We start from the raw sequence: 21616 nt of genomic DNA on the forward strand, positions 1-21616 counted from the left end.
GGGGGGCATCAGTGCTACTTATTTGTTGGTAGCCATTCTCATGTAGTTCAGCATCACGGTTGTCTTCTTCAGCTCTTTGTTGGGCATCGCCGAAACCATGACCACCTCACCGGATTGACGGCGGGCGCTGACGGCCTGGGTCTCACCGGAACCCGTGCGGACGACGGTGAATTCGCTGTCCTTGAGCAGCTTCTCATAGAAATTGGCCACGGTTTCCGGTGCATCATCCGAGGCCATGATGAGGCGCCCGGCCAGTGTGTTCGGATTTTCAGCCTGAAGGTTGTTCTTGATTTCCGCGTTGGGGTAGATCACCACCCACGGCGGCAGGTCTTCCGGCTTGACCTCCTTGATGCCGGGCTGAAGCTGCGGCTGGGCCTTTTGCGCGCGCGCCTTCTCCCGCTCGCTGGCACGTTTGTAAAACTCGTCCATCGGGAGCGTTTCGGTCTTCCCGGTCTTTTTGTCGCGGAAGGTGATGGTTTTCTTCTTTTTGTCGGTCGAGATGATCTCCAGTTCATCCTCGGCCGGCGCAGCCTCGGCTGGCGGCGCTGGTGATTGCTCGGTCGGGGCCGCCTGCGCAGCGGGCTGCTGGTCGGGCGGCTTGGGGGTGTCCTTGGTGTCGCACCCGACAAGCACCAGCGCAACGGCGCTGAAACTGAGAGCCAGCAGCCCGCGTCGCAGGCCCGGTTCTGAAGGAACGGAAGAAAATGCAGCAACAGGTGAGAACAAAGGTGCAGACGGCACGGTGACAATTCCTCTCCTCTGAAAAAATCAAGCCGTCTTTTTTACCAGCCAACACGATTTTTAGAAAGAGGGTAAGGGCCCGCCTGATACACAGGGGGCCGGAAGCCAGCATATCGCCCTTTTGCCAACACTGGCCAAAAGCCCACTCGGCCGAATGCCGGAGCTAGCGAACACTGGCCGCAACCCGAAAGCCAACCGAATCGAGCTTGAGTTCGGGGTCGAGTTTGTAGCGTACGGCTGATCGGCAGGCAGCAGCATTGGCAAAGTAGGAGCCACCGCGAATCGCCCGCCAGGTGCCGTTCGTCGGCCCGGTCGGGTCCTCACCGGGCGTCTTTTTGTAGTAGAGGTCATCGTACCAGTCCTGGCACCACTCCCGGACGTTCCCGTGCATGTCGTGCAGGCCAAAGGCGTTGGGTTCTTTCCGCCCCACCGGGTGCGTCCGGCCGGCGGCGTTGTCGAAGTACCAGGCCATGGCATCGAGATTGCCCGCATATTTGCCGCTTCCTCCGGCGCGGCAGGCATATTCCCATTCGGCTTCCGTCGGCAGGCGGTAGAAGAACGGGTCGTCCGCATCATTCAGACGCTGAAGAAAGGTTTGCACGTCCTTCCAGGAAACGCTGTCCACGGGCAGGTCGTCGCCGACGAACTTGCTCGGGTTGTTGCCCATAATCTGCTTCCACTGGGCCTGGGTGACTTCGTATTTGCCAAGGTAGAAAGGCTGGCTGATCTTGACCCGGTGCGCCGGCTGCTCATCCGGTTCACCACCGGCTTCCCCCATGGTGAACTCGCCGGCCGGAATGAGTACCAGTTCAATGCCGGCCACGCCCGCCATGGTCTTGGGCAGGTTGTTGAGGTCGAGCGGTTGGGCTTTGCTTTTCGCCCGCGCCGGGGTGCCAGGTGTACTGTTGGCGGCCGGCGTCGCCTCCCGGTCACAACCGGAGGCAAGGAAGCAACTCATCCACACGACACACCAACCGATCAGGATTGGTGACCGCTTTTCCGACAAAGCACTCCACATTTTTCTGTCTCCTCGTTCTTGCGCAACTCTGCCTGCTTGGGCGACAGCATCAACACTGTTCATCGTTGCAGTTTTGGAAAGCAACGCATGGGGTGAACTCTTGAGGGTGAACTTTCATTCGTATCAAACAGGAAAAAGCTTAATACCGTGTTACGAATCAGCTTCCGGGCGGAATTTGGGTGCAACCCCGGTGCAGGAACGGCCAGGGACAGCAGCTTTCAATCTTGACAACCTTATAAATTAGATTTAGTCTAATCAGTGTCGTCACTGGTCCCCGCCACCAACCAACCGGGCGTGACGGGAGGTGGTGTTACCGACGGACAGTACAGCCGCAGGAAGACCGGGCGTGGGCCTGCCGCGCTTGGGGCAAAGAGCACAGAGGTCTGCCCTATGATCTGGATGAGATTCAAATCAAGAGAAAGTCTAAGAATTTTCTGCGAACTGACCTGAACGCCATGGGTTCCCGGCCAGATCGGTGACTGACAACCACCGGGTGACGACACCCGGAGACCACCGGCAGGGGCGTAGGTCTCCAGCCTGACGTTTCAACCAGCCTGACATCCCAAGGAGGTTCTTCCGATGACACAACTCAAACGCCTTCACTTCTGTGGCGCGGCGCTTGTGACGGTCGCCCTGGCAACGACGACGTGGGCACAACAACCCCTCACCCTCAACAACGGCGCACCCGTTGGCGACAACAAAAACTCCCAAACCGCCGGTGAACACGGGCCTGTACTGCTTCAGGACATTCACCTGATTGAAAAACTGGCGGCTTTTGACCGGGAACGCATCCCGGAACGTGTCGTCCACGCGCGTGGGGCCGGGGCGTACGGCGAGTTTGTCAGTTATGGCGACTACTCTGCCCTGACACGCGCCGCCTTTCTCAGCGAAAAGGGCAGGAAAACACCCGTTTTTGTCCGCTTCTCGACGGTCATCCACCCCAGCGGTTCACCCGAAACGCTGCGTGACCCGCGTGGCTTTGCCGTGAAGTTCTACACGGAAGAGGGCAACTACGACATCGTGGGGAACAACCTGCCGGTCTTTTTCATCCGGGACGCCATCCAGTTCCCCGACATGGTGCATTCGCTCAAACCGTCTCCCATCACCAACAGGCAGGACCCCAACCGCTTCTTCGAGTTTTTTGCCCACACGCCGGAATCCACCCACATGCTGACGTTTCTTTTTTCAGACTATGGCATTCCGGCCAACTACCGTGAGATGAACGGCTTCGGCGTCCACGCCTTCAAGTGGGTCAATGCCCGTGGCGAGGTCAGATATGTCAAGTACACGTGGAAGTCCCTGCAGGGCGTCCGCAACCTGACGGCCGAAGAAGCCCGCCGCATCCAGGCGGATGAGTTTTCCCACGCCACGATTGATCTCTACGAAAACATCCGAAAGGGCAACTTCCCGTCCTGGGAACTGCGGGTTCAAATCCTTGACCCAAAGGATGTTGACCGCTTCGACTTCAATCCGCTGGACGCCACCAAGATTTGGCCCGAAAACCTTGTGCCATCCATGGCGATTGGCAGGATGACACTCAACCGCATCCCCGACAACTTCTTTGAAGCGTCGGAACAGTCGGCATTTTCACCGGGCAATCTCGTTCCCGGCATTGAGCCGAGTGAAGACCGGCTGCTCCAAGGGCGGCTGTTTTCCTACTTCGACACGCAACGGCATCGTCTGGGCCCCAACTTTCAGCAGTTGGAAGTCAACCGTCCGGTGGTGCGCGTCAACAACTTCAATCAGGACGGCGCACTGAGCGCCCGGCGCATGGCTTCCGACGTCAACTTTCACGCCAGCGATGCAGTTGCACCCTACCGCACCCATCCCGGCTACAAGGCAACTCCCGTCCCGCTGTCCGGCACAACCCAGCAGCGGCCCATCCAGAAACGTCAGGACTTTGCGCAGGCCGGCGAACTCTACCGCTCTTTCAGCGAGCAGGAACGCGCCAACCTGATTGCCAATCTGGCCAGCGACCTCAAACAGGTTCGCAACCGCGCCGTCCAAGTCAGGATGGTCAGCCACTTCTACAAAGCCGACGCTGACTATGGTTCCCGGCTCGCCCAAGTGCTGGGACTGTCCATGGATGAAGTCAAAGCCGCTGCCGCACAACTTGAATAATTCCCTTCGCGGCGGCCTTTGGGCAGAACAGGCCCAAAGGCCGCGCCCAACTGGCCTGCATCCCCGGAGGTTACATCATGACTGCTCTGCGCTCTGTCGTTCTGCTATCACTCTGGTTGTTGGGGACCCTGGCCGGAATGACGCCGGCCCAGACATCCCACCAGCAATCCACGCCGATGAACCTGCTCGATGCCGCCCGGGCTGGCGATCTGCCGGCCGTCGCGGCACAGCTCCAAGCTGGCGCCGACATCGAACAAACCGACGCCCGTGGCTCGACAGCGCTCATTCTGGCCGCATACTACGGTCATGTAGACCTGGTGACGTTTCTGCTCGAACACAAGGCCAACCCCAATGCCCACGACAAACTTGGCAACAGTGCGCTCATGGCGGCCTGCTTCAAGGGACACATCGGCATTGCCAGGGCCCTTGTGGACCACGGTGCCAAGGTCAATGCCGTCAATGCCAATGGAGCCACGGCCCTTATGTTTGCTGCTCTATTCAACCGGCTGCCAATTGCCGAACTGCTCATCGAATGCGGCGCTGACGTCAATGCCGTGGACGACAACGGTCAGACGGCGCTCAGCCTCGCCCGTGGGCAGGGACACGAGGACATGGCGGCGCTGCTGCAACGCCACGGCGCACAGTAAGCCGGGCACAGTAAACGGCCGTCCCGTTTGCCGGGTGCGTTTGCCAGCCCACACCCTTTCGGCCTAGAACTTCCGCATCACGCTTTGCGCACAAGGGAGGCACTCATCCATGGCCTTGACGCCATCCACCATGCTCGCGCTGGGAACGCCGCTGCCGGATTTCACGCTGGCGGATGTCACCACCGGACGCCCTCTGTCACCAGCCACCTTTGCCGACTGCCCGGCGCTGCTCGTGATGTTCATCTGCCGCCATTGTCCTTACGTCAAGCACGTCCAGCGGGAACTCACGGCGCTGGCCAACGAGTATGTCGCCAAAGGCGTTGGCGTCCTCGCCATCAGCTCGAATGACGCCGCCACCTATCCCGAAGACGCGCCGGAATCGCTGAAAGCCATGGCGCAGGAACTCGGTTTCCAGTTTCCCTACGCCTACGATGAAACCCAGGAAGTAGCCAAAGCTTTCCAGGCAGCCTGCACCCCGGATTTCTTTGTCTATGACCGGACACGCAAACTCGTCTATCGTGGGCAGATGGATGACAGCCGCCCCGGCAACGGCCTTCCGGTTACGGGGCAAGACCTGCGCCGGGCACTGGATGCGGTGCTGGCCGGTGAGCCGCCGCTGGACGGACAAAAGCCCAGCGTCGGCTGCAACATCAAGTGGCGGCCGGGCAATGCGCCGTCCTATGCCTGATCCGGTGTTTGAACAAGGGTGTACCTGACGAAGGCAGGCCTGAACAAAGGCAGGCCTGAACGAGGGCGAGTATGTTTACCGGCATCATCGAGGAAGTCGGCCATCTGGAACAGCTCCGGCGGCGCTCTACCGGCGGCGTTCTGTCCATTGCCGCCAGAACCGTTCTGGAGGGCACGCACATCGGCGACAGCATTGCTGTCAACGGCGTCTGCCTGACAGTGACTTCCCTGACCGGCGCCGGCTTTACGGCCGACGCCTCCGAAGAAACCCTGCGGGTGTCCAACCTGGGCCAGCTCACCCCCGGCGCAGGCGTCAATCTGGAGCGGGCCGTTGCCGTCGGCGCGCGCCTGGGCGGACACATCGTGCAGGGCCACGTGGACGCCATCGGCCGCTTTCTTTCGCGCCGTCCCAGTGGAAACGCCGTCACGATGCGCTTTGGTTTTCCGCCGGACATCGGACGCTACCTCGTGCACAAGGGCAGCATTGCGGTGGATGGCATCAGCCTGACGATTGCCGCGCTCGGCGAGGACTGGTTTGAAATTGCCGTCATCCCGACGACGCTCGCCTGGACGACACTGCCCCACCTTACGCCCGGGGCACCCGTCAACCTCGAAGCCGATGTGCTCGCCAAGTACGTCGAACGCCTTTTGCAGTATTCATCGTCTTCGTCATCACCTTCGTCGGCGTCCCGGCTGACGGCCGAGCACCTGCGCGCGCTGGGTTACTAGGCAGCCGGGCAAAACGGTCAATGCGCCGTAGCCAAGGCCCGTTGCTCACCAACGAGTTCGGCTTCGGTCAGCTTCAGACTGGAAGCTGCTTCGGGCGACATCAGGGCAACAGCGACGTGAGGCTGCCCCAGAATGTAGCGGCGAAGGTAACGCTGAATGTCGGCCCGCGAGGTTTTCCGCAGGGTTGGCAGGTAGCCGCGAAAGTAGTCCAGTCCGGTTGAAGCCCACCAGAAACTCAGCGAGTGAACGTGCTCGCTGACCTTCTCCCGCGAAAACAGGTCTTCGGCCTCAAGCAGGGTTTTGGCCACGCTGAGTTCTTCATCCGTGAAGTAGTCGGCGTCGGCAAAATGTTCGATTTCGGCATAGATGGCGCGCAGGGCGGCGCGGGCTTTCTCCGGTGTGGTTTGCAGCGTGAGGGTAATCGGGCCGACGTTGCGCTGGGTCAGGTAGATCAAATCCACGCCGGTAGCGAGACCGCTGTCCACGAGCGCCCGCTGGAAACGGCTGTTTGGCTGCCGCAGGATGAACGAGAACACATCTGCCGCGTAGGTGGCTGCATCGTCCTTGCCAATCGAAGGGCCGTGCCAGCCGATCTGAATGGTGACGTTCTGCACGGGCTGCGTCACCACGACGCCTTCACTTGCTTTCAGCGGCGGATGTTCCACCAACGGGTACTTTTTGAACGGGTCTTCACCACGCGGCCAGTCTCCGAAATACGTTGCCACGAGGCGAAAGGCCTCTTCGGGTTCGACATCGCCGGCAACGAGGACGGCGGCGTTGTTCGGCACATAGTACCGCTGCTGGATGAGCCGCATCTGATCGGTTGTTGCCGCAGCCACGGTTTCGCGCGTCCCAAGGGGATTTTTGCGGCTGGTATAGGTGGCAAACAGCCGCCGCGTCATTTCGGTTGAAAGGTAGTAGTAGGGATTTGACTCATTGCGGTCTATTTCGCCTAGTACGACTTCTTTTTCGCGGGCAAATTCCTCCTCGTCGAAAGCCGGGTACAGGGCGGCATCCCGCATGAAGCGCAGCGCCGTGGGCAGATGCCGGCTGAGCGTGGTGAAGTAGTAGTTGACCAGCTCGGTGTTTGTTGTGCCGTTGTAAATGATGCCCAGTTCGCCAATGGTGCGCAGGTAGGTTTCCTGATTTTTCACGGCCCGGTTGGCCTTGAAGAACATGTGCTCGTAAAGGTGCGACAGGCCGTTGAGTTCGGGCGGCTCGGTGAAGGAACCGTTGCGGCAGGCAAGTTCAATCGTCACCAGCGGTACGGCGTGGTCTTCATAGACGATGACTTCGAGGCCGTTTGGCAGTTGGCGGTTGAAAAGCTGGGCGTACTCCGGGGCCGAAGCATCAGGCGCTTTGGCGGGAGCGGGCCGTTGGGCAGCGCGCTGGATGCTGCCCGGCGGCAGGGCGGTTCCTACAGTTGAAAACCAGAGCGTCAGGCAGATGAGAAACCAAAGGCGCATGGTGCAGGTATTTCCGGTGTGGGAGCGTGGAGTACGGCGGCGGCAGGGGCTGGCCCGGAGGGCATCTTGGCGGGACGCGGCCGGGGCGTCAATGTCGTCGGCGGCTGTGGCGACCCCGCCGCAGGTTGACCATCCCGACTCAGGCACGCTGGGAAGTCCCTTCGTCGGACTCGTGATCCAGAACCCGCAAAGACAACAACGCGCAAGGTGTACACTGGAACCGGAAAACAACCTGCCGGGGCTGGATGTGCAGAAGCGGCGCGTTGGTGACGATGAAGGGCGTGTTCTCCGGTCTGTCGCAAGCTTACGGCAACAGCGGTTCGCACATCTCTGGTGCACGATCAATGGATCGGCTACTCAAAGAACACCGGTTCGCAACGTTGGAGGTGCATGATGCACGAGCGGATACGATTCCCCAAAGACCAGGTTGCTGAGTTCTGCCGCCTTCACCACATCCGGCGTCTGGCAGTATTCGGTTCCGCCTTGCGTTCCGATTTCAACGAGAACAGTGACATTGACATTCTGGTTGAGTTCGAGCCGGAGCACATCCCTGGACTGTTTGGCATAGCGCGTATGGAGCGCGAACTTTCAAATCTTCTCGGCGGGCGCAAGGTTGATGTACGCACGCCGGAAGACCTGAGCCGGTATTTTCGTCAGGACGTGCTGAATGAAGCGGAGGTGCAGTATGCGCAGGAATGACCGTATCCGCTTGCAGCACATGCTCGATGCCGCCCGGGAAGCTATCGAATTTGCTCAAAACAGCCGCCGTCAGGATTTGGACAGCGATCGCAAGCTGACGCTTGCCTTGGTCAAGGATATTGAAATCATTGGCGAAGCGGCTTATCGAATCACGGAGGATACACGACGCACTCTGCCAGAGATTCCATGGGAAGATATTGTCGGCATGCGCCACCGGCTGGTTCATGCCTACTTCGACATCAACCTGGATATTCTTTGGAAGACCGTGCAAGAAGACCTTCCCCCACTTACGCGGATTCTTTCCGAGTTATTGGGCGAGAAATAAGCAAGCCCAATAGCATCCAGCAATGCGTCAAGCTGAAAAATCACCTCGTTCGGCTGACGTGACTGAACAGCCTGCTGGGTTATAAAAGCCATTATGAATCGCTCGGGAACACATAAAAACGCTGTCTTACTGCACGGCGCAGAGTGATGTTTCCGGGGCATCGTAACACTATCTGCCGCAACCGCTTTTCAGCAACATGAGTGATGAAAACTGGCGGGGGCGCATGTCATGCCAGCCAGTTCCCGGCTATAAAGACGCTTCCGCGCCGGGCGCGACCACGGCGCACCGAAACCGGCAGACGGCTTCAGCCCTGTAAACCATGAGTTCTTCTCCCACAGCCTCACTCGCCTCGCCCGTTGCTTCAGCGCCAACCGCTGCATCTTCAGCCCAACCTTCCAGCCCCACGCTCACCCCGTGGCAGCGCCTGCTCCGCTTCTGCGCGCCCTACTGGCCCAGCTTTCTGCTCGGCGGGCTGTGCATTCTGGCCAGCGCCTATATCAACCTGCTGTCGCCACAGGTGATTCGTACGGCTGTGGATGACCTTGGCAGGGGCGTCACGCAGTCCAAGATCGCACGCTATGCCGGGCTGGTTGTCGGCATCGCCGCCATCCGGGGGCTGTTTTTGTTCTGGCAGCGGCGCATCCTCATCAACCGCTCGCGCGACATCGAATACGACCTGCGTCAGGCCTTCTACGCCCATCTCCAGCAGCAACCGCCGTCCTTTTTCCATCGCCAGCGGATTGGCGATCTGATGTCGCGTGCCACGAACGACATCGGCGCCGTACGCATGCTCATCGGCCCGGCCGTACTCTACGGCCTCAACACACTGTTCACCGTCCTGCTCGTTCTGCCCGCCATGGTGGCCGTCAACGTCACCCTCACCGCCTTCGCCCTCATCACCCTGCCGCTGGCGGCGGCCGCCACGAAATACTTTGGGGCGCGCATCCACGACCAGTCGGAGCGCATTCAGGAATACTTCGGACTGGTGACGGCCAAGGCGCAGGAAAACTTTTCCGGCGTCCGTGTCGTGCGCGCCTTCGCCCAGGAAGCCGCTGAAGAAGCCGCCTTCGACGCCATGAACCGGGAGTTCGTCCGACGCAACCTGCAACTCATCCGCCTGTCAGCCCTGTTTCGTCCGGTTCTCGACATCCTGTTCGGACTCGGCCCGGCCATTGTGCTGTGGTACGGCGGGCGGCTCGTTCTGCGCGGCGAGCTGACCCTGGGGCAGTTCGTGGAATTCAACCTCTACCTGACCATGCTCGTCTGGCCGATGATTGCGCTGGGCTGGGTTGTCAACCTCACCCAGCGCGGACTGGCCAGCATGGGACGATTGTCCAAAATTTTCGATGAAGCTCCGGCCATTCATGACGCAGCCGCCGTTCCCAACCTGCCGCCCGTTGCCGGCGACATCGAGTTCCGACACCTGACCTTCGCCTACCCGGGCCCTGACGGCATGCCGGGTCCGCCTGTGCTGCGCGACATTTCGCTCACCATCCCACGCGGTGCGACCCTGGCGATAGTTGGCTCCACCGGCGCCGGCAAAAGCACCCTCGCCAATCTCATTCCCCGGCTGCTCGATGCGCCACCTGGGACGCTGTTTATTGACGGGCGGCCCATCCACGATTATCCCCTGCATCAACTCCGGGCAGCCATCGGCTACGCGCCCCAGGAAGCCTTCCTCTTCAGCGATACCATTGCCGCCAACATTGCCTTTGGCGTTGAGCAGGCAACGCCCGAAGCCATCGCCCAGGCGGCCGAACAGGCCGGACTGCGCGAAGACGTGGAACGCTTCCCAAAGGGCTTTGAAACTGTCATCGGTGAACGCGGCATCACCCTTTCCGGCGGACAGAAACAACGCACGGCGCTGGCCCGCGCCATCCTGCGCAATCCCCGCATCCTCATCCTCGACGATGCCCTTTCGGCCGTGGATACCGACACCGAAGCGCGCATTCTGGGGCATCTCCGGCAGGTGATGCGCGGACGGACCACCATCCTCATCGCCCACCGGATTTCAACCGTCAAGGATGCCGACCACATCGTGTTTCTCGAAGACGGGCAGATTGTCGAACAGGGAACGCATGACCAGCTCGTGGCCCTTGGCGGCTGCTACGCGGCGCTGTATGAACGGCAAAAACTCGAAGCCGAACTCGCGGCGCTCTGAACGATGGCGGGGCCACCCGGCGGCGGCCCCTTTCAGGTAATCCCTGCATGCCGACGTTTCCCAAGCTTCCGGCGGCGCTTCTGGTTGGAATGGGCATTCTGGCCAGCCGGGTGTCGGGACTCATCCGCAACAAGGTTTTTGCCTACTACTTCGGCGACACCGATCTGGCCGGGGTCTATCGCGCAGCGCAGCGCATTCCGAACGTGCTGCAAAACCTGCTCGGCGAAGGCGCGCTCTCGGCCTCGTTCATTCCAGCCTATGCGCGGCTGCTGGCCGAAGGCCGGACCGACGAAGCCGGACGCCTCGCCGGGGCCATCTTCAGTCTGCTGGCCGTCGTCGTGGCCGGACTCGTGGCCGCCGGCATGGCGCTTGCGCCCTGGCTGACGCGCCTCATTGCGCCCGGCTTTACCGGTGAAAACTACGCCCTGACGGTCACACTGGTACGGATTTTCTTCCCCGGCATCGGCCTGCTGGTGCTGTCGGCCTGGTGTCTGGGTGTTCTCAACAGCCACCGGCGGTTTCTGCTGCCTTACGCTGCGCCCGTGGCGCTCAATCTCGTCGTCATCCTGACGCTGCTGGTGTTTGGCGGACAACCGCTCGAACACCTCGTCGTCTGGACGACCTGGGGCAATGTCGTGGGAAGCGCCGTCATGCTGGCCATACAGCTTCCGACGGTCTGGCGCATGGCACCGCCGCTCCAGTTGGGTTTTCAGCTCGACGGTGCGCCCACCCGCGAGGTCATCGGTAACTTCTTTCCGGCGCTCGTCAGCCGGGGCGTCGCACAGATCAGCGGCTATCTGGACAACATCCTGGCCAGCCTCATTTCACCAGGCGCCGTCGGCATTCTGGGCTACGCGCAGGACGTGTACATGCTGCCCGTCAGCCTGTTCGGGCTGGCGATTTCGGCAGCCGAACTTCCAGCCCTGTCCAGCGCCACCGGCACGCCGGAAGCTGTGGCCGCCCAGATGCGCGAACGCCTGAAGCAGGCCGTACGACAGATGTCGTTTTTCGTCATTCCCTCAAGTGTGGCTTTTGTCGTGTTGGGCGGCAGTATTGTCGGCGTGCTCTACCGGGGCGGACGTTTCGATGACAACGCCACGGCGGCCGTCTGGCTGACACTCGCGGCGGCAGCGATTGGCTTGCGCGCGGCGACGCAGGCCCGGCTCTACGCCTCTGGATTTTATGCCCTGGGCGACACCCGCACGCCACTGCGCTACGCACTGGCACGGGTTGGGTTGGGCGCAGGAGGCGGTGCGGTCGCGGCGCTGTACCTGCCAGGCCGGTGGGGCCTGCCGTCGGCGTGGGGCGTCGCCGGACTGGCCGCGGCTTCGGGGCTTGCCGCCTGGGTGGAGTTCGTTCTGCTGCGCCGCAGCCTGCACGGACGCATCGGGCCGCTGGCTGACAACCGCCTCGAACGTGCCGGACTGTGGCTGTGCGCGCTGCTGGCGGCCGGAAGCGCCTGGGCGGTCATCTCGCTCGTCGCTCCGGCGGTCAGTTCAGGTGCATCGTGGCGCTGGCTGGCTGATCTCGGCGGGCTGGCGCTGTACGGCGGTGTGTACCTGACAGCCGCCGTCGTCCTGCGACTGACGCCGTTCGATCTTCAGGCACGGTTGCGCCGCCTGGCCGGAAGGGATGAGGGAGTGGCGAATAGGGAATAGGAAGTAGTGAATAGGGAATGGTGAATAGAAAACAGGAAAGTGAAAAGCAGGAAACGCAAAACAGATAGCCATCAATCCTCAATTTTCCATTTTCCATTTTCCATTTCCCATTCTCTATTTCCTATTTCCTATTCTCTGTTTTCCATTTTTTTCATTTCGGGAAAATTCCATGTCTGACCTTGCCATTGCACGCTCTGTCAAACTGCAACCGATTGCCGCCATTGCCGAACGTCTCGGTGTGGCCGCCGACCAACTGGAACCATACGGGCGGTATGCCGCCAAACTGCCACTTGCCTTCAGTGCGCCGGAGAGTTCCCGACAAGGCAAACTCATCCTTGTTTCCGCCATGACACCAACCCCGGCCGGAGAAGGAAAAACCACGGTCACAATTGGTCTGACCGATGCCCTCAACCGGATCGGGCGGCAGGCCGTTGCCGTCCTGCGGGAGCCATCCCTTGGGCCGGTGTTCGGCCTCAAGGGCGGCGCCACCGGCGGCGGACGGTCGCAGGTAGCGCCTATGGACATGATCAACCTGCACTTCACGGGTGATTTTGCCGCCGTGACCGCCGCCCACAACCTGCTGGCCGCCATCGTGGACAACGCGCTCCACCAGCGGCGAAACCCCGGCGGAATTGATCTCACCAGTGTGCGCTGGAAGCGCGTTCTCGATACCAACGACCGGGCGCTGCGCCAGATCATCGTCGGCCTCGGCGGCCGCGCCAACGGCCTGCCCCGTGAGGCCGGTTTTGACATCACGGCGGCTTCGGAAGTCATGGCCGCCATGTGTCTGTGCGATTCGCTGCACCACCTGAAGGAAAAACTCGGCGGCATCTTCGTCGCCCTCACCCACGACAAACAACCCCTGTATGCCCGCGACTTCAAAGCCAACGGTGCCATGGCCGCCCTGCTGAAGGACGCCATCAAGCCCAATCTGGTGCAGACGCTTGAAGGCAGTCCCGCCCTCATTCACCTGGGGCCGTTCGCCAACATTGCGCAGGGGACAAACTCGATCATTGCGACCCGCACCGGACTGCACCTGAGCGAATACGTCGTCACCGAAGCCGGATTCGGCTTCGATCTGGGTGGCGAGAAGTTTCTGCACATCAAATGCCGAACCGCCGGCCTGTCGCCGGCCGTGGTGGTTGTGGTGGCTACGGTGCGGGGCTTGAAATACCAAGGCGGCGCTGCGCTCGAAACCCTGTCCACCCCGGATATGGCAGCCCTGGAACGGGGTTTTGGCAACCTTGAAAAGCACCTGGAAAACGTCCGTCAGTTCGGACTTGAACCCGTCGTGGCCATCAACCGCTTCACCAGTGATACCGCCGAAGAAATGGCGTGGATTCAGGCGCGCTGCGCGGCACTGCACGTGGCGGCAGCCGTGTCCGAAACCTGGGCCCACGGTGGGGCCGGAGCCGAAGCCCTCGCCCACGAAGTCCTGGCTGCGGTCGGGCGTTCCACGTCGTCGTGGCAGCCGCTCTACGACCTGACGGACTCCATCGAGCGCAAAATCGAGACGGTGGCCACGCGAGTCTATGGTGCCGGCGAAGTGCAGTGGTTCCCCAGGGCCCGGCGCGATCTCCGCCTGATTGCCGAACTGGGACTGGAGCAGCTTCCGGTGTGCATCGCCAAAACCCAGAAGTCGTTTTCCGACGACCCAACCCGGCTCGGACGCCCCACCGGCTTTACGCTGACCATTCGTGAAATCGAAATTGCCGCCGGCGCTGGTTTTGTCATTCCAATTGCCGGCGACCTGGTGCGCATGCCGGGACTGCCGGCTGTCCCGGCTTCCGAGCGGATTGACATTGACGCCGAAGGAAACATCATCGGTCTGTCGTAGGGCTGCCGGTTTCGGGCAGCCACAGCAGCCCTTTGCGCAGGACGGTGATCTGGCCCGGCTGGAGACCGATTTCAAACGGGTCACAGGCGGCGGCCGTCTCCAGGCAGCGGGTACACAGGGCGTTCAACTGCCGGCGGACATCCGCCTCGATGTGAAGCAGCGTTTCGTGCAGGTCCGGGTCGCTCACCACGCTGTTGAGCGGCTGGTTGTCTTCGGCCGCCACGATGAGACGCTCCCCACTCGAAAAGAGCGCTTCAAGACGGGTAATGGACGAAAAAAATTCCTGCCGCCGCTCGGTCAGGATTTCATTGAGCTTGGCTTCCGGCAGGTTCTGCCCAAGGCCCTTGCGCTCGGCGGCAGACTGCACCTGCATGAGCTTCAGGTTGACGCGCGCCGTGAGTGCCGCCAGCTCGTCCTCGATGGTTTCGGCCGCCGATTCCGCCAGCCGTTGGACGAAGCTTTCGCGGCTCTCCCCAACTTCGGAAAACGCATCAAACTGCTGATTGAACCACAGGCGCAGCTTCTCCCGCCGTGAAAGCCGCGCCACCAGCTCCTCGACGTGGCGCGTCAGCGCCGTCTGTGTAAGCAGGTAGCCTTGTTGCCGGTGGGGCAGATCGCGTGGCGGAGACTTCCACAACTGGTTGACCTGCACCGTGGACGGCTCGCGTGGGGGCGCATCCCAGTCCGGCTCGCCTTCTCCCCGTGGCACCCAGGCCAGAAACAGCCGCTCATCCGTATGCTTGAGCCGCGCCCGCAGGCTGTGAAACTTCAGGCTGCACTCCGCAAACCACGCCGGCCGGTAAGCCTGTGCGGTGTCCGGCACATCCGCCAGCCAGTATTGCGGCACGTCGAGCGTCGGTGGTGGTGAAGTCGTCATGGCAGCCAACCTCGCAGGGACACAAAGGAAAAGCTGACCGTAGGGGGACACGGCCCGGGCAGCTACATACGCTTACATGCGCTCTGGAGCGTCAATCCCAAGGACATCCAGCGCCGCCCGCAGGCGGCTTTCCACCAGGCTGACCAGCGCCAGCAGAAATGCCCGCCGAACCTCATCCGGTTCATGCCGGATGTTGTGCCGGTTGTAAAACCCGCTGAACGCCTGGGCGAGTTGGAAAGCATACTTGGCGATGACAGAAGGTTCCAGCGTTTCGCTGGCTTCCACGAGCACGGTGTCATAGCGCAGCACCAACCCGATGAGCGTCCAGAACTCATTGGCGGTTTTCCCTTCGTCCCGCAGCCAGGCTTCGAGCTGTGTGTGGTTCCCGGCAAGCACGGCCGCCGGGTTGGGGCAATCCAGACCGGCCTCGCGCAGCTTGCGGCGGATGCCGGCCACGCGCACCAGGGAATAGAGCAGATACACCCCTGTTTCGCCCTGCTCGGCCATGGCGTCGGCAAAATCGAAGGCAATGAGTGTCGTCCGGGCAAATTTGAGCAAAAAGTACCGTACCGCCGCCACAGCGATTTTATGGGCAATGGTGCGCTGTTCGGTTTCGGACAGCGTGGGCTGGTGCGCCTGGACGTGCGCCAGGGCCTTGCTTTCCAGCCGGTCCAGCAGGTCATCGGCTTTGACGCCCAGCCCCTTGCGTCCGCTCATGGAAATGAACGGGCGCTGACGGTCAGCTTCGGACAGCTCGAAACCCAACTCCAGGCAGCTTGCCGGCGTCAGCGCCACCTTCTCGTAGGCGACATGGGCGCTGGCGGCAACGGCGTCCCGCAGCGCATCCGGCGCCAACGACATGACGCCCCGCCGGACGAACTCCTGGGCATAGCTCTGCCCCACGTCAATGACATTCAGGTAGGCCGCGCCACGTCCGAACGTCGGCGGCGCAGAAGCGTCATCCGCTTCAGCAGCCGTTCCCATCCACACGGTGTGGCCGTCGGCGTAGCGGTGAAACGCCCGGTAGTGGAAATCCCGCTCCAGAATGCCCAGTTTCCACAGGTGATAGGCAATGTCCTTGCCGGTGTAGTTGACCGTGCCGTTTGAGCGCACAAGTATCTTGTCGGCGTCGTGTTCGTCGTCGGTCGTGGCCGCTTCCTGCCCGGCCCGCATCACCCAGCAGCCGGCGCGCCGCCCTTCGGCTTCATAGACAATCGCCCCGGCCGCCTTGAGGCGCTCAAACGCCTCGGCCCAGAAATCAAGCCGCAAAATGGCGCTTTCACAGGGAAGTACGTCGTAGCGGATGCCCAGCCGTTCCATTGTGGCCAGATGACAGTGCACGATGCGTTCGGCAATATGGGCACCCAAGGCGGCCAGTTCCCCTTCGTGGCGTTCAATGGCGTGGAGTGTCTCCGTCCGCCAGCGCAGGCGCGACTCATCTTCGGCATACCACGTACCGACGCGGGCATAGAGGTCCCAGCAGTAGTCATCGAACTTCCCGTCAATGGCCGCCACCTCGCCCAGTGACCTGCCTTCGATGTGCACGAACCCCACCACCACATCGGCCACCTGAACCCCGGTGTCGTCAATGTAGTTGTGGACTTCAACCGTCTCGCCGGTCGCGCGCAGAAGGCGCACCAGGGCATCGCCCAGCACGGCATTGCGCAGGTGGCCGATGTGGGCGGCTTTGTTCGGGTTGACGCTCGTGTGCTCGACGATGACCTTTCCCCTGAAACGTGGCGCATGCACGCCGGGCGGGGCATTGAGCGCCCGCAGCAGGGTTTCGGCGCGGTTCAGAAACAGGTTGATATAGCCGGCGCCGGCAACTTCGATCCGCTCGAAATCGGGCAGCACCGTCCGCAACCCATCGGCCAGTGTCTGGGCGATGTCACGTGGTGCGTGTTTTTCGCCGGTGATAGCCTTGCGGCGTTTGGCTACCTCAAAAGCGACCGGCGTTGCCAGATCGCCCAGGGTCGCGTTGGGGGGAAATTCGACGGCAACATCCGGCAGGACAATGCCAAACTGTCGCTCAACCAGAGTTTTGACCGCCTGGCGAACGGTTTCTCGCAACGGGTGTAACATAGCGCCATGTTTAGCATGAAATGCGGCCGGGCAGTACGGGCGTTTGTCCTCCGACCTTCCCGGCTGTGCTATCTTCAGCCGCAACAACCTTCACAAAATGCAGTCATCAGGCACGATTCACGGCAGTGTGCAGGGAGGATGCCAGCCATGGTGTGGCGAGTCGCAGGATGGATGTTGATTCTTGGCAGCCTGTTGGTGTTTGGCGAGCAGGCCATCGCGCAGCAGCGGCGTCCGGCCGCGCGTCCGGCGCCCACACGCCCGACCGTTCCCCCTGAGCCGGCTGCCCCGAAACCCAGCCGGGCCGAAAAGCTCTCCGTCGAAGAACTCAAACAGGTACGCGCCGTCATCGAATCTTCAGCCGGCAACATCGTCCTGGAGTTTTTCCCCGAAGTCGCCCCCAACCACGTGCGCAACTTTCTGCGCCTCGCGGAACAGGGTTTTTACGACCGCACGGAGTTCAACCGCATTGCCAGGGATTTCGTCATTCAGGGAGGCGACCCGGCCAAGTGGCCGGCTGACAGCCCCAACCGCCGTCTGCGCTTTGACACTTCACCGCTCAAGGCGGAATTCAACGAAATGCCCCACGACAAGGGCATCCTCTCCATGGCACACGGCAGCAATCCCGACAGTGCCACAACCCACTACTTCATCTGCCTGCGGCGGCTGGAGTCGCTCGATGGCAAGTACACGGTCTTTGGGCGGGTTGTCGAAGGTCTCGATGTCGTGGACAAAATTGCCGAGACCCCCATCGAGCCGGGCACGGCCGACAAACCTGCCGAGCGGGTTGAAGTGCGCACAATTCGGGTCATCTATCCGTCAACCGTGACCAACGCCGCCAAACCGTAACCAAAGCTCCGTCAGGCTTCCGTCAGACCTCCGGCTGCCAGCCATACTCGGCCAGATCGAGCGTCCCGTCAGCGCGGAACACGACGCCTTCGCCTTCCAGCCGCGCCCGTTGCTCTGCGGCGAGATGAAGCGATAGCCTGCCCGTGCTGATGCCGCCACGGGCATTGACCACCCGGTGCCAGGGCAGCCCGTCGGCCTGCCGGATACTCGCCCGCAGCGCCCAGCCGACGCCCTGCGCCGAAAGATGTTCCCCGATGAGGCGTGAAATCTGCCCGTAGGTCATGACGCGCCCCGGCGGAATCCGGCGCACCCAGGCATAGACGGCCGCAAAAGGCGACAGTTCATCGTTTTCATCTTCATTCTTACAGGAATCCGGTTTCATGACGCTTGATGACGCACCTGTTGACTTACGCAGCGACACCGTGACGCAGCCTTCGCCAGCCATGCGCGAAGCCATGTACCGGGCAGCGGTTGGCGATGATGTTTATCTTGAAGACCCCACCGTAAACGCATTGCAGGAGCGCGCGGCTGCGCTGCTTGGCTTTGAGGCGGCGCTCTTTGTCCCAACCGGCACCATGGGTAACCAGATTTGCCTCCGCCTGCACGCACCACCGGGCAGCGAAATCATTGTCGAGGCGCGCGCCCACATTTACGAGTGGGAACTGGGTGCGCCAGCGGCGCTTTCCGGGCTGACGCCCCGGCTCGTACCGAGCGAACGGGGACTGCCAACCTGGGAAGCCATTGCCGCCGCCATCCAGCCCAGAGTGTACTACCGTACCCGGACGGCGCTTCTCTGCCTTGAAAACACCCACAACATGCACGGCGGAACCGTTGCCCCGCCCGCTGCCGTCGCCCGCATTCTACAGGAAGCGGCTGCGTGCGGCCTGCCTGTCCACCTTGACGGGGCGCGACTGTTCAATGCCGCCGTGGCCTGTGGGCTTCGGGTCGCTGAACTGGCACAGGGCTTTTCGAGCGTCATGATTTGCCTTTCCAAGGGTTTGGGCGCACCGGTCGGCTCGCTTGTTTTCGGCACGCGCGATTTCATCGAACGGGCGCGCACGGTTCGCAAGATGCTTGGCGGCGGCATGCGGCAGGCCGGCGTTCTGGCGGCGGCCGGACTCGTTGCCCTCGAAGAAGGCCCGGCCCATCTGGCCGACGACCACGCCAACGCCCGCTGGTTGGCTGCTGAGCTGGCACAACTGCCAGGGCTGGACGTGGACCTGACCCGCGTCGAAACCAACATCGTCATGTGCGACGTGACGCCAACCGGGATGACCGCCTCCGACTTCTGCGCCGGACTGAAAAGCTGCGGCGTTCTGGCCGGGCCGGCCGGGCCGTACACCGTTCGCTTTGTGACGCACCGTGACGCGCCCCGCAGTGCGTGTCAACGGGCCGTTGAGGCCATTGCCGGATTTCTGAAAAACCGGCTTTCCTGAAAGCTCTCAAACGTCACGAGCCGCGCCAAAAAACTTGGCCGGAAGGGCAACCCTTCCGGCCACAGGCAAGGCTCCGCGGGAGCCATCAGGTTCAGACTTCTTCCAGCGCCCGGACGCGCCCGGCTGCCTGTGCTTCCGCCACGACCCGCTGCGTCACCTGCGGTGGTGCTTCGTCGTAGTGGGCAAAACGCATCGTGTAGCTGCCACGCCCGCTCGTCAGCGAGTTGAGCGCCGTGGCGTAGGTCAGCATTTCACCCAGTGGCACGTGGGCTTCGACAATCTGCCGGTTTCCCTTGGCATTGATGCCCAGGATGCGGCCGCGACGGGTGGAGAGATCGCTCATGGCGTCGCCGGCAAACTCGTTGGGTACGCTCACAACCACGTGCATGATTGGTTCAAGCAGCACCAGCTTGACCTTTTCCATTGCAGCGCGGAAGGCTTTGCGTCCGGCCAGCTTGAAGGAAAGCTCATCTGAGTCAACCGTATGGTAGGAGCCATCCACCAGTTCGACCTGGAAATCCACTACGGGATAGCCCGCCAGCGCTCCGTGTTCAGCCGCTTCCAGAATTCCCTTTTCGACCGCCGGGCGGAACTGCTGCGGAATGACGCCGCCGACGATTTTATCCACGAAACGGAAGCCTGTACCGTGGGGCAGCGCTTCAAAGATGCACTTGCAGTCGCCAAACTGACCGCGTCCGCCGGTTTGTTTCTTGTGCCGGGCGTGAACTTCGACCCGCCCCTTGAAGGTTTCCAGATAAGGCACTTTGGGAGCATGGATGGCAACTTCCACTCCGTAACGCACCTTGAGACGTTCGACGGTCAGCTCAATGTGCTGCTGGTTTGTTCCTGAAAGGATGAATTCCCTGGTTTGCGGGTCACGTGCATAACGCAGCGTGCCGTCCTGTTCGAGGATGCGCAGCATGGCGCCGGAGAGCTTGTCTTCATCGGCGCGCGATTTCGGTTCGATGGCAAAGGAAATGGCCGGTTCCGGCATGGTCACGGGAGCAAACCGCACCGGGGCCGCCTTGTCGCACAGGGTGTCCCCCGTGTGTGTGTCCTTGAGTTTGGTCAGGGCGACGATGTCGCCGGCGTGGGCTTCCGTCAGTTTGTCGAGTTGCCGCCCCTGGAGTGTGTAAAGGGCCGCAACCTTTTCCAGTGCACCCCGGCTGCCGTTCAACACGAGGGAGTCCGGGCGCAGGATGCCGGAAACGATTTTACAGAGCGAGATTCGATTGAACTGCTCATCGAGCGTTTTGAAGACATAGCCGGCAAATGGCTCATCGTCAGTCACATGACGCGGCGACACGAGGTTGTCGTCGAGCGGCGACATCCCCAGCCAGCCGCCGACGTGCGCCGGGTCAGGGGCAATTGACACCAGGGCATCGAGCAGTTGCGGGATGCCGATGTTGAGCGTCGCCGAGCCGAGGAAGACCGGCGTCAGGGATTGGGAGCGGATGGCAGCCGGCAATCCGGCCAGCACCTGCTCGTCCGTCAACGTGCCCTGCTCGAAGAAGGTTTCCAGCAGGCGGTCGTCGCTTTCGGCCACCCGCTCGATGAGGGCTTCCCGCGCCTTGGCCACGGCAGTCTGCAGGTTGGCCGGCACATCGGCTTCGACAAAGGCCCCGCTGCCGTCCGTCTGGTAGAGAAACGCCCGCTGGCGGACAACATCCACAAGACCGCGAAACTGCTTCTCAATGCCGATAGGAATCTGGAGCAGCACCGGCCGCAAATCACACTGCTCGGTCAGCACCTGCAGGCAGGACTCCACATCGGTTTGCTCCTTGTCGAGTTTGTTGATGAAGACGAAACAGGGAAGATTGAATTCAGCCGCGTACTGCCGGACGGTTTCCGTTCCGATTTCGACGCCGTTGTGCGCGTCGAGGACAATGAGCGCCGTTTCGGCCGCGCGCAGGGCCAGGCGGCTGTCGAGAATGAAGGCCGTTGCCCCCGGAGTGTCGAGAAGATTGAGCTTGTGGTCGCGCCAGACGCCGTGCGCGACACTGGTCTGCGTCGAAAGTTGGTGCGCAATGGCAATTTCATCAAAGTCCGTCAGGGCCGTTCCATCCGCGACTTTGCCAAGGCGGGGCGTCGCCCCCATGGCGTAGAGCATCGCCGCAACAAGTGAAGTCTTGCCGGCGTGACCATGACCAACGAGGGCGACGTTGCGTAGGTGAGGGGTGGCGAAAACTTTCATGCCGCAAAAACTCCTTTCCAGTCTGAGGGTTGTTCGGGGAGTGCGCCCATCGTTGGCGTGGTGGCGCAGCGATGACGCACTGCTGGAATCGA

General features: G+C 61.7%; 18 protein-coding genes. 11 read left to right on the forward strand and 7 right to left on the reverse strand.

Annotation, left to right across the window (positions count from 1 at the left end; genetic code table 11):
• Nucleotides 1-18: 18 nt before the first annotated feature.
• Nucleotides 19-741 (reverse strand): hypothetical protein, encoded by a 723-nt coding sequence (locus tag CABTHER_RS09610; RefSeq protein ID WP_148264016.1) that lies wholly within the window; start codon nt 739-741, stop codon nt 19-21.
• A gap of 163 nt (nt 742-904) precedes the next feature.
• Nucleotides 905-1759, reverse strand: a complete 855-nt coding sequence (locus CABTHER_RS09615; RefSeq protein WP_049787495.1) for a formylglycine-generating enzyme family protein — start codon at nt 1757-1759, stop codon at nt 905-907.
• Nucleotides 1760-2338: 579 nt separating this feature from the next.
• Here CABTHER_RS09615 and CABTHER_RS09620 point away from each other — a divergent pair.
• From CABTHER_RS09620 to CABTHER_RS09635, 4 genes are all read left to right on the forward strand, one after another.
• A complete protein-coding gene (locus CABTHER_RS09620; protein ID WP_014100445.1) occupies nt 2339-3880 on the forward strand; it encodes a catalase in 1542 nt (513 codons plus the stop codon).
• 77 nt (nt 3881-3957) lie between these two features.
• On the forward strand, nt 3958-4527 hold the full coding sequence (locus CABTHER_RS09625) for an ankyrin repeat domain-containing protein (RefSeq protein ID WP_081464832.1): 570 nt from the start codon (nt 3958-3960) through the stop codon (nt 4525-4527).
• 109 nt (nt 4528-4636) lie between these two features.
• Nucleotides 4637-5215 (forward strand): thioredoxin family protein, encoded by a 579-nt coding sequence (locus tag CABTHER_RS09630; RefSeq protein ID WP_014100447.1) that lies wholly within the window; start codon nt 4637-4639, stop codon nt 5213-5215.
• 71 nt (nt 5216-5286) lie between these two features.
• A complete protein-coding gene (locus tag CABTHER_RS09635; RefSeq protein WP_014100448.1) occupies nt 5287-5943 on the forward strand; it encodes a riboflavin synthase in 657 nt (218 codons plus the stop codon).
• A 17-nt stretch (nt 5944-5960) separates the two neighbouring features.
• Here the strand turns inward: CABTHER_RS09635 and CABTHER_RS09640 are convergent, their stop codons facing one another.
• Nucleotides 5961-7409 (reverse strand): M16 family metallopeptidase, encoded by a 1449-nt coding sequence (locus tag CABTHER_RS09640; RefSeq protein WP_014100449.1) that lies wholly within the window; start codon nt 7407-7409, stop codon nt 5961-5963.
• Nucleotides 7410-7802: 393 nt separating this feature from the next.
• Here CABTHER_RS09640 and CABTHER_RS09645 point away from each other — a divergent pair, with 393 nt between their 5' ends.
• The 5 genes from CABTHER_RS09645 (at nt 7803) to CABTHER_RS09665 (ending at nt 14089) form a co-directional block, all read left to right on the forward strand.
• On the forward strand, nt 7803-8108 hold the full coding sequence (locus tag CABTHER_RS09645) for a nucleotidyltransferase family protein (RefSeq protein ID WP_041569842.1): 306 nt from the start codon (nt 7803-7805) through the stop codon (nt 8106-8108).
• Nucleotides 8095-8433 carry a HepT-like ribonuclease domain-containing protein gene (locus tag CABTHER_RS09650; protein WP_041569196.1) on the forward strand — a complete coding sequence of 113 codons (339 nt, stop codon included), beginning with the start codon at nt 8095-8097 and terminating at the stop codon, nt 8431-8433. Before CABTHER_RS09645 ends, CABTHER_RS09650 begins: the two co-directional genes overlap by 14 nt.
• Before the next feature lie 319 nt (nt 8434-8752).
• Nucleotides 8753-10594 carry an ABC transporter ATP-binding protein gene (locus CABTHER_RS09655; protein WP_014100452.1) on the forward strand — a complete coding sequence of 614 codons (1842 nt, stop codon included), beginning with the start codon at nt 8753-8755 and terminating at the stop codon, nt 10592-10594.
• 47 nt (nt 10595-10641) lie between these two features.
• The gene (gene murJ / locus CABTHER_RS09660; protein ID WP_014100453.1) at nt 10642-12252 is read left to right on the forward strand and encodes a murein biosynthesis integral membrane protein MurJ; all 1611 of its coding nucleotides are present in this window, start codon (nt 10642-10644) and stop codon (nt 12250-12252) included.
• Between the two features lie 169 nt (nt 12253-12421).
• Entirely contained in the window at nt 12422-14089 is a 1668-nt protein-coding gene (locus tag CABTHER_RS09665; RefSeq protein ID WP_014100454.1) for a formate--tetrahydrofolate ligase, read from the forward strand.
• Here the strand turns inward: CABTHER_RS09665 and CABTHER_RS09670 are convergent.
• A complete protein-coding gene (locus CABTHER_RS09670) occupies nt 14073-14966 on the reverse strand; it encodes a hypothetical protein (protein ID WP_014100455.1) in 894 nt (297 codons plus the stop codon). The two genes, CABTHER_RS09665 and CABTHER_RS09670, sit on opposite strands and share 17 nt — an antisense overlap.
• A 72-nt stretch (nt 14967-15038) precedes the next feature.
• Nucleotides 15039-17048 (reverse strand): arginine--tRNA ligase, encoded by a 2010-nt coding sequence (locus CABTHER_RS09675; RefSeq protein ID WP_014100456.1) that lies wholly within the window; start codon nt 17046-17048, stop codon nt 15039-15041.
• Between the two features lie 147 nt (nt 17049-17195).
• Here CABTHER_RS09675 and CABTHER_RS09680 point away from each other — a divergent pair, with 147 nt between their 5' ends.
• Entirely contained in the window at nt 17196-17894 is a 699-nt protein-coding gene (locus CABTHER_RS09680; RefSeq protein ID WP_187288370.1) for a peptidylprolyl isomerase, read from the forward strand.
• A 22-nt stretch (nt 17895-17916) separates the two neighbouring features.
• Here the strand turns inward: CABTHER_RS09680 and CABTHER_RS09685 are convergent, their stop codons facing one another.
• Nucleotides 17917-18276: an MGMT family protein gene (locus CABTHER_RS09685; RefSeq protein WP_014100458.1), complete on the reverse strand. Its 360-nt coding sequence runs from the start codon at nt 18274-18276 to the stop codon at nt 17917-17919.
• Between CABTHER_RS09685 and CABTHER_RS09690 the strand changes: the two genes are divergently transcribed.
• On the forward strand, nt 18275-19330 hold the full coding sequence (locus CABTHER_RS09690) for a threonine aldolase family protein (protein WP_014100459.1): 1056 nt from the start codon (nt 18275-18277) through the stop codon (nt 19328-19330). The genes CABTHER_RS09685 and CABTHER_RS09690 overlap by 2 nt on opposite strands.
• Nucleotides 19331-19421: 91 nt before the next feature.
• Here CABTHER_RS09690 and CABTHER_RS09695 read toward each other — a convergent pair whose 3' ends face one another.
• On the reverse strand, nt 19422-21524 hold the full coding sequence (locus tag CABTHER_RS09695) for an elongation factor G (protein WP_041569197.1): 2103 nt from the start codon (nt 21522-21524) through the stop codon (nt 19422-19424).
• Nucleotides 21525-21616 lie beyond the last annotated feature (92 nt).

Origin of the sequence: Chloracidobacterium thermophilum B (assembly GCF_000226295.1) — a bacterium.
Taxonomy (GTDB): Bacteria; Acidobacteriota; Blastocatellia; order Chloracidobacteriales; family Chloracidobacteriaceae; genus Chloracidobacterium; species Chloracidobacterium thermophilum.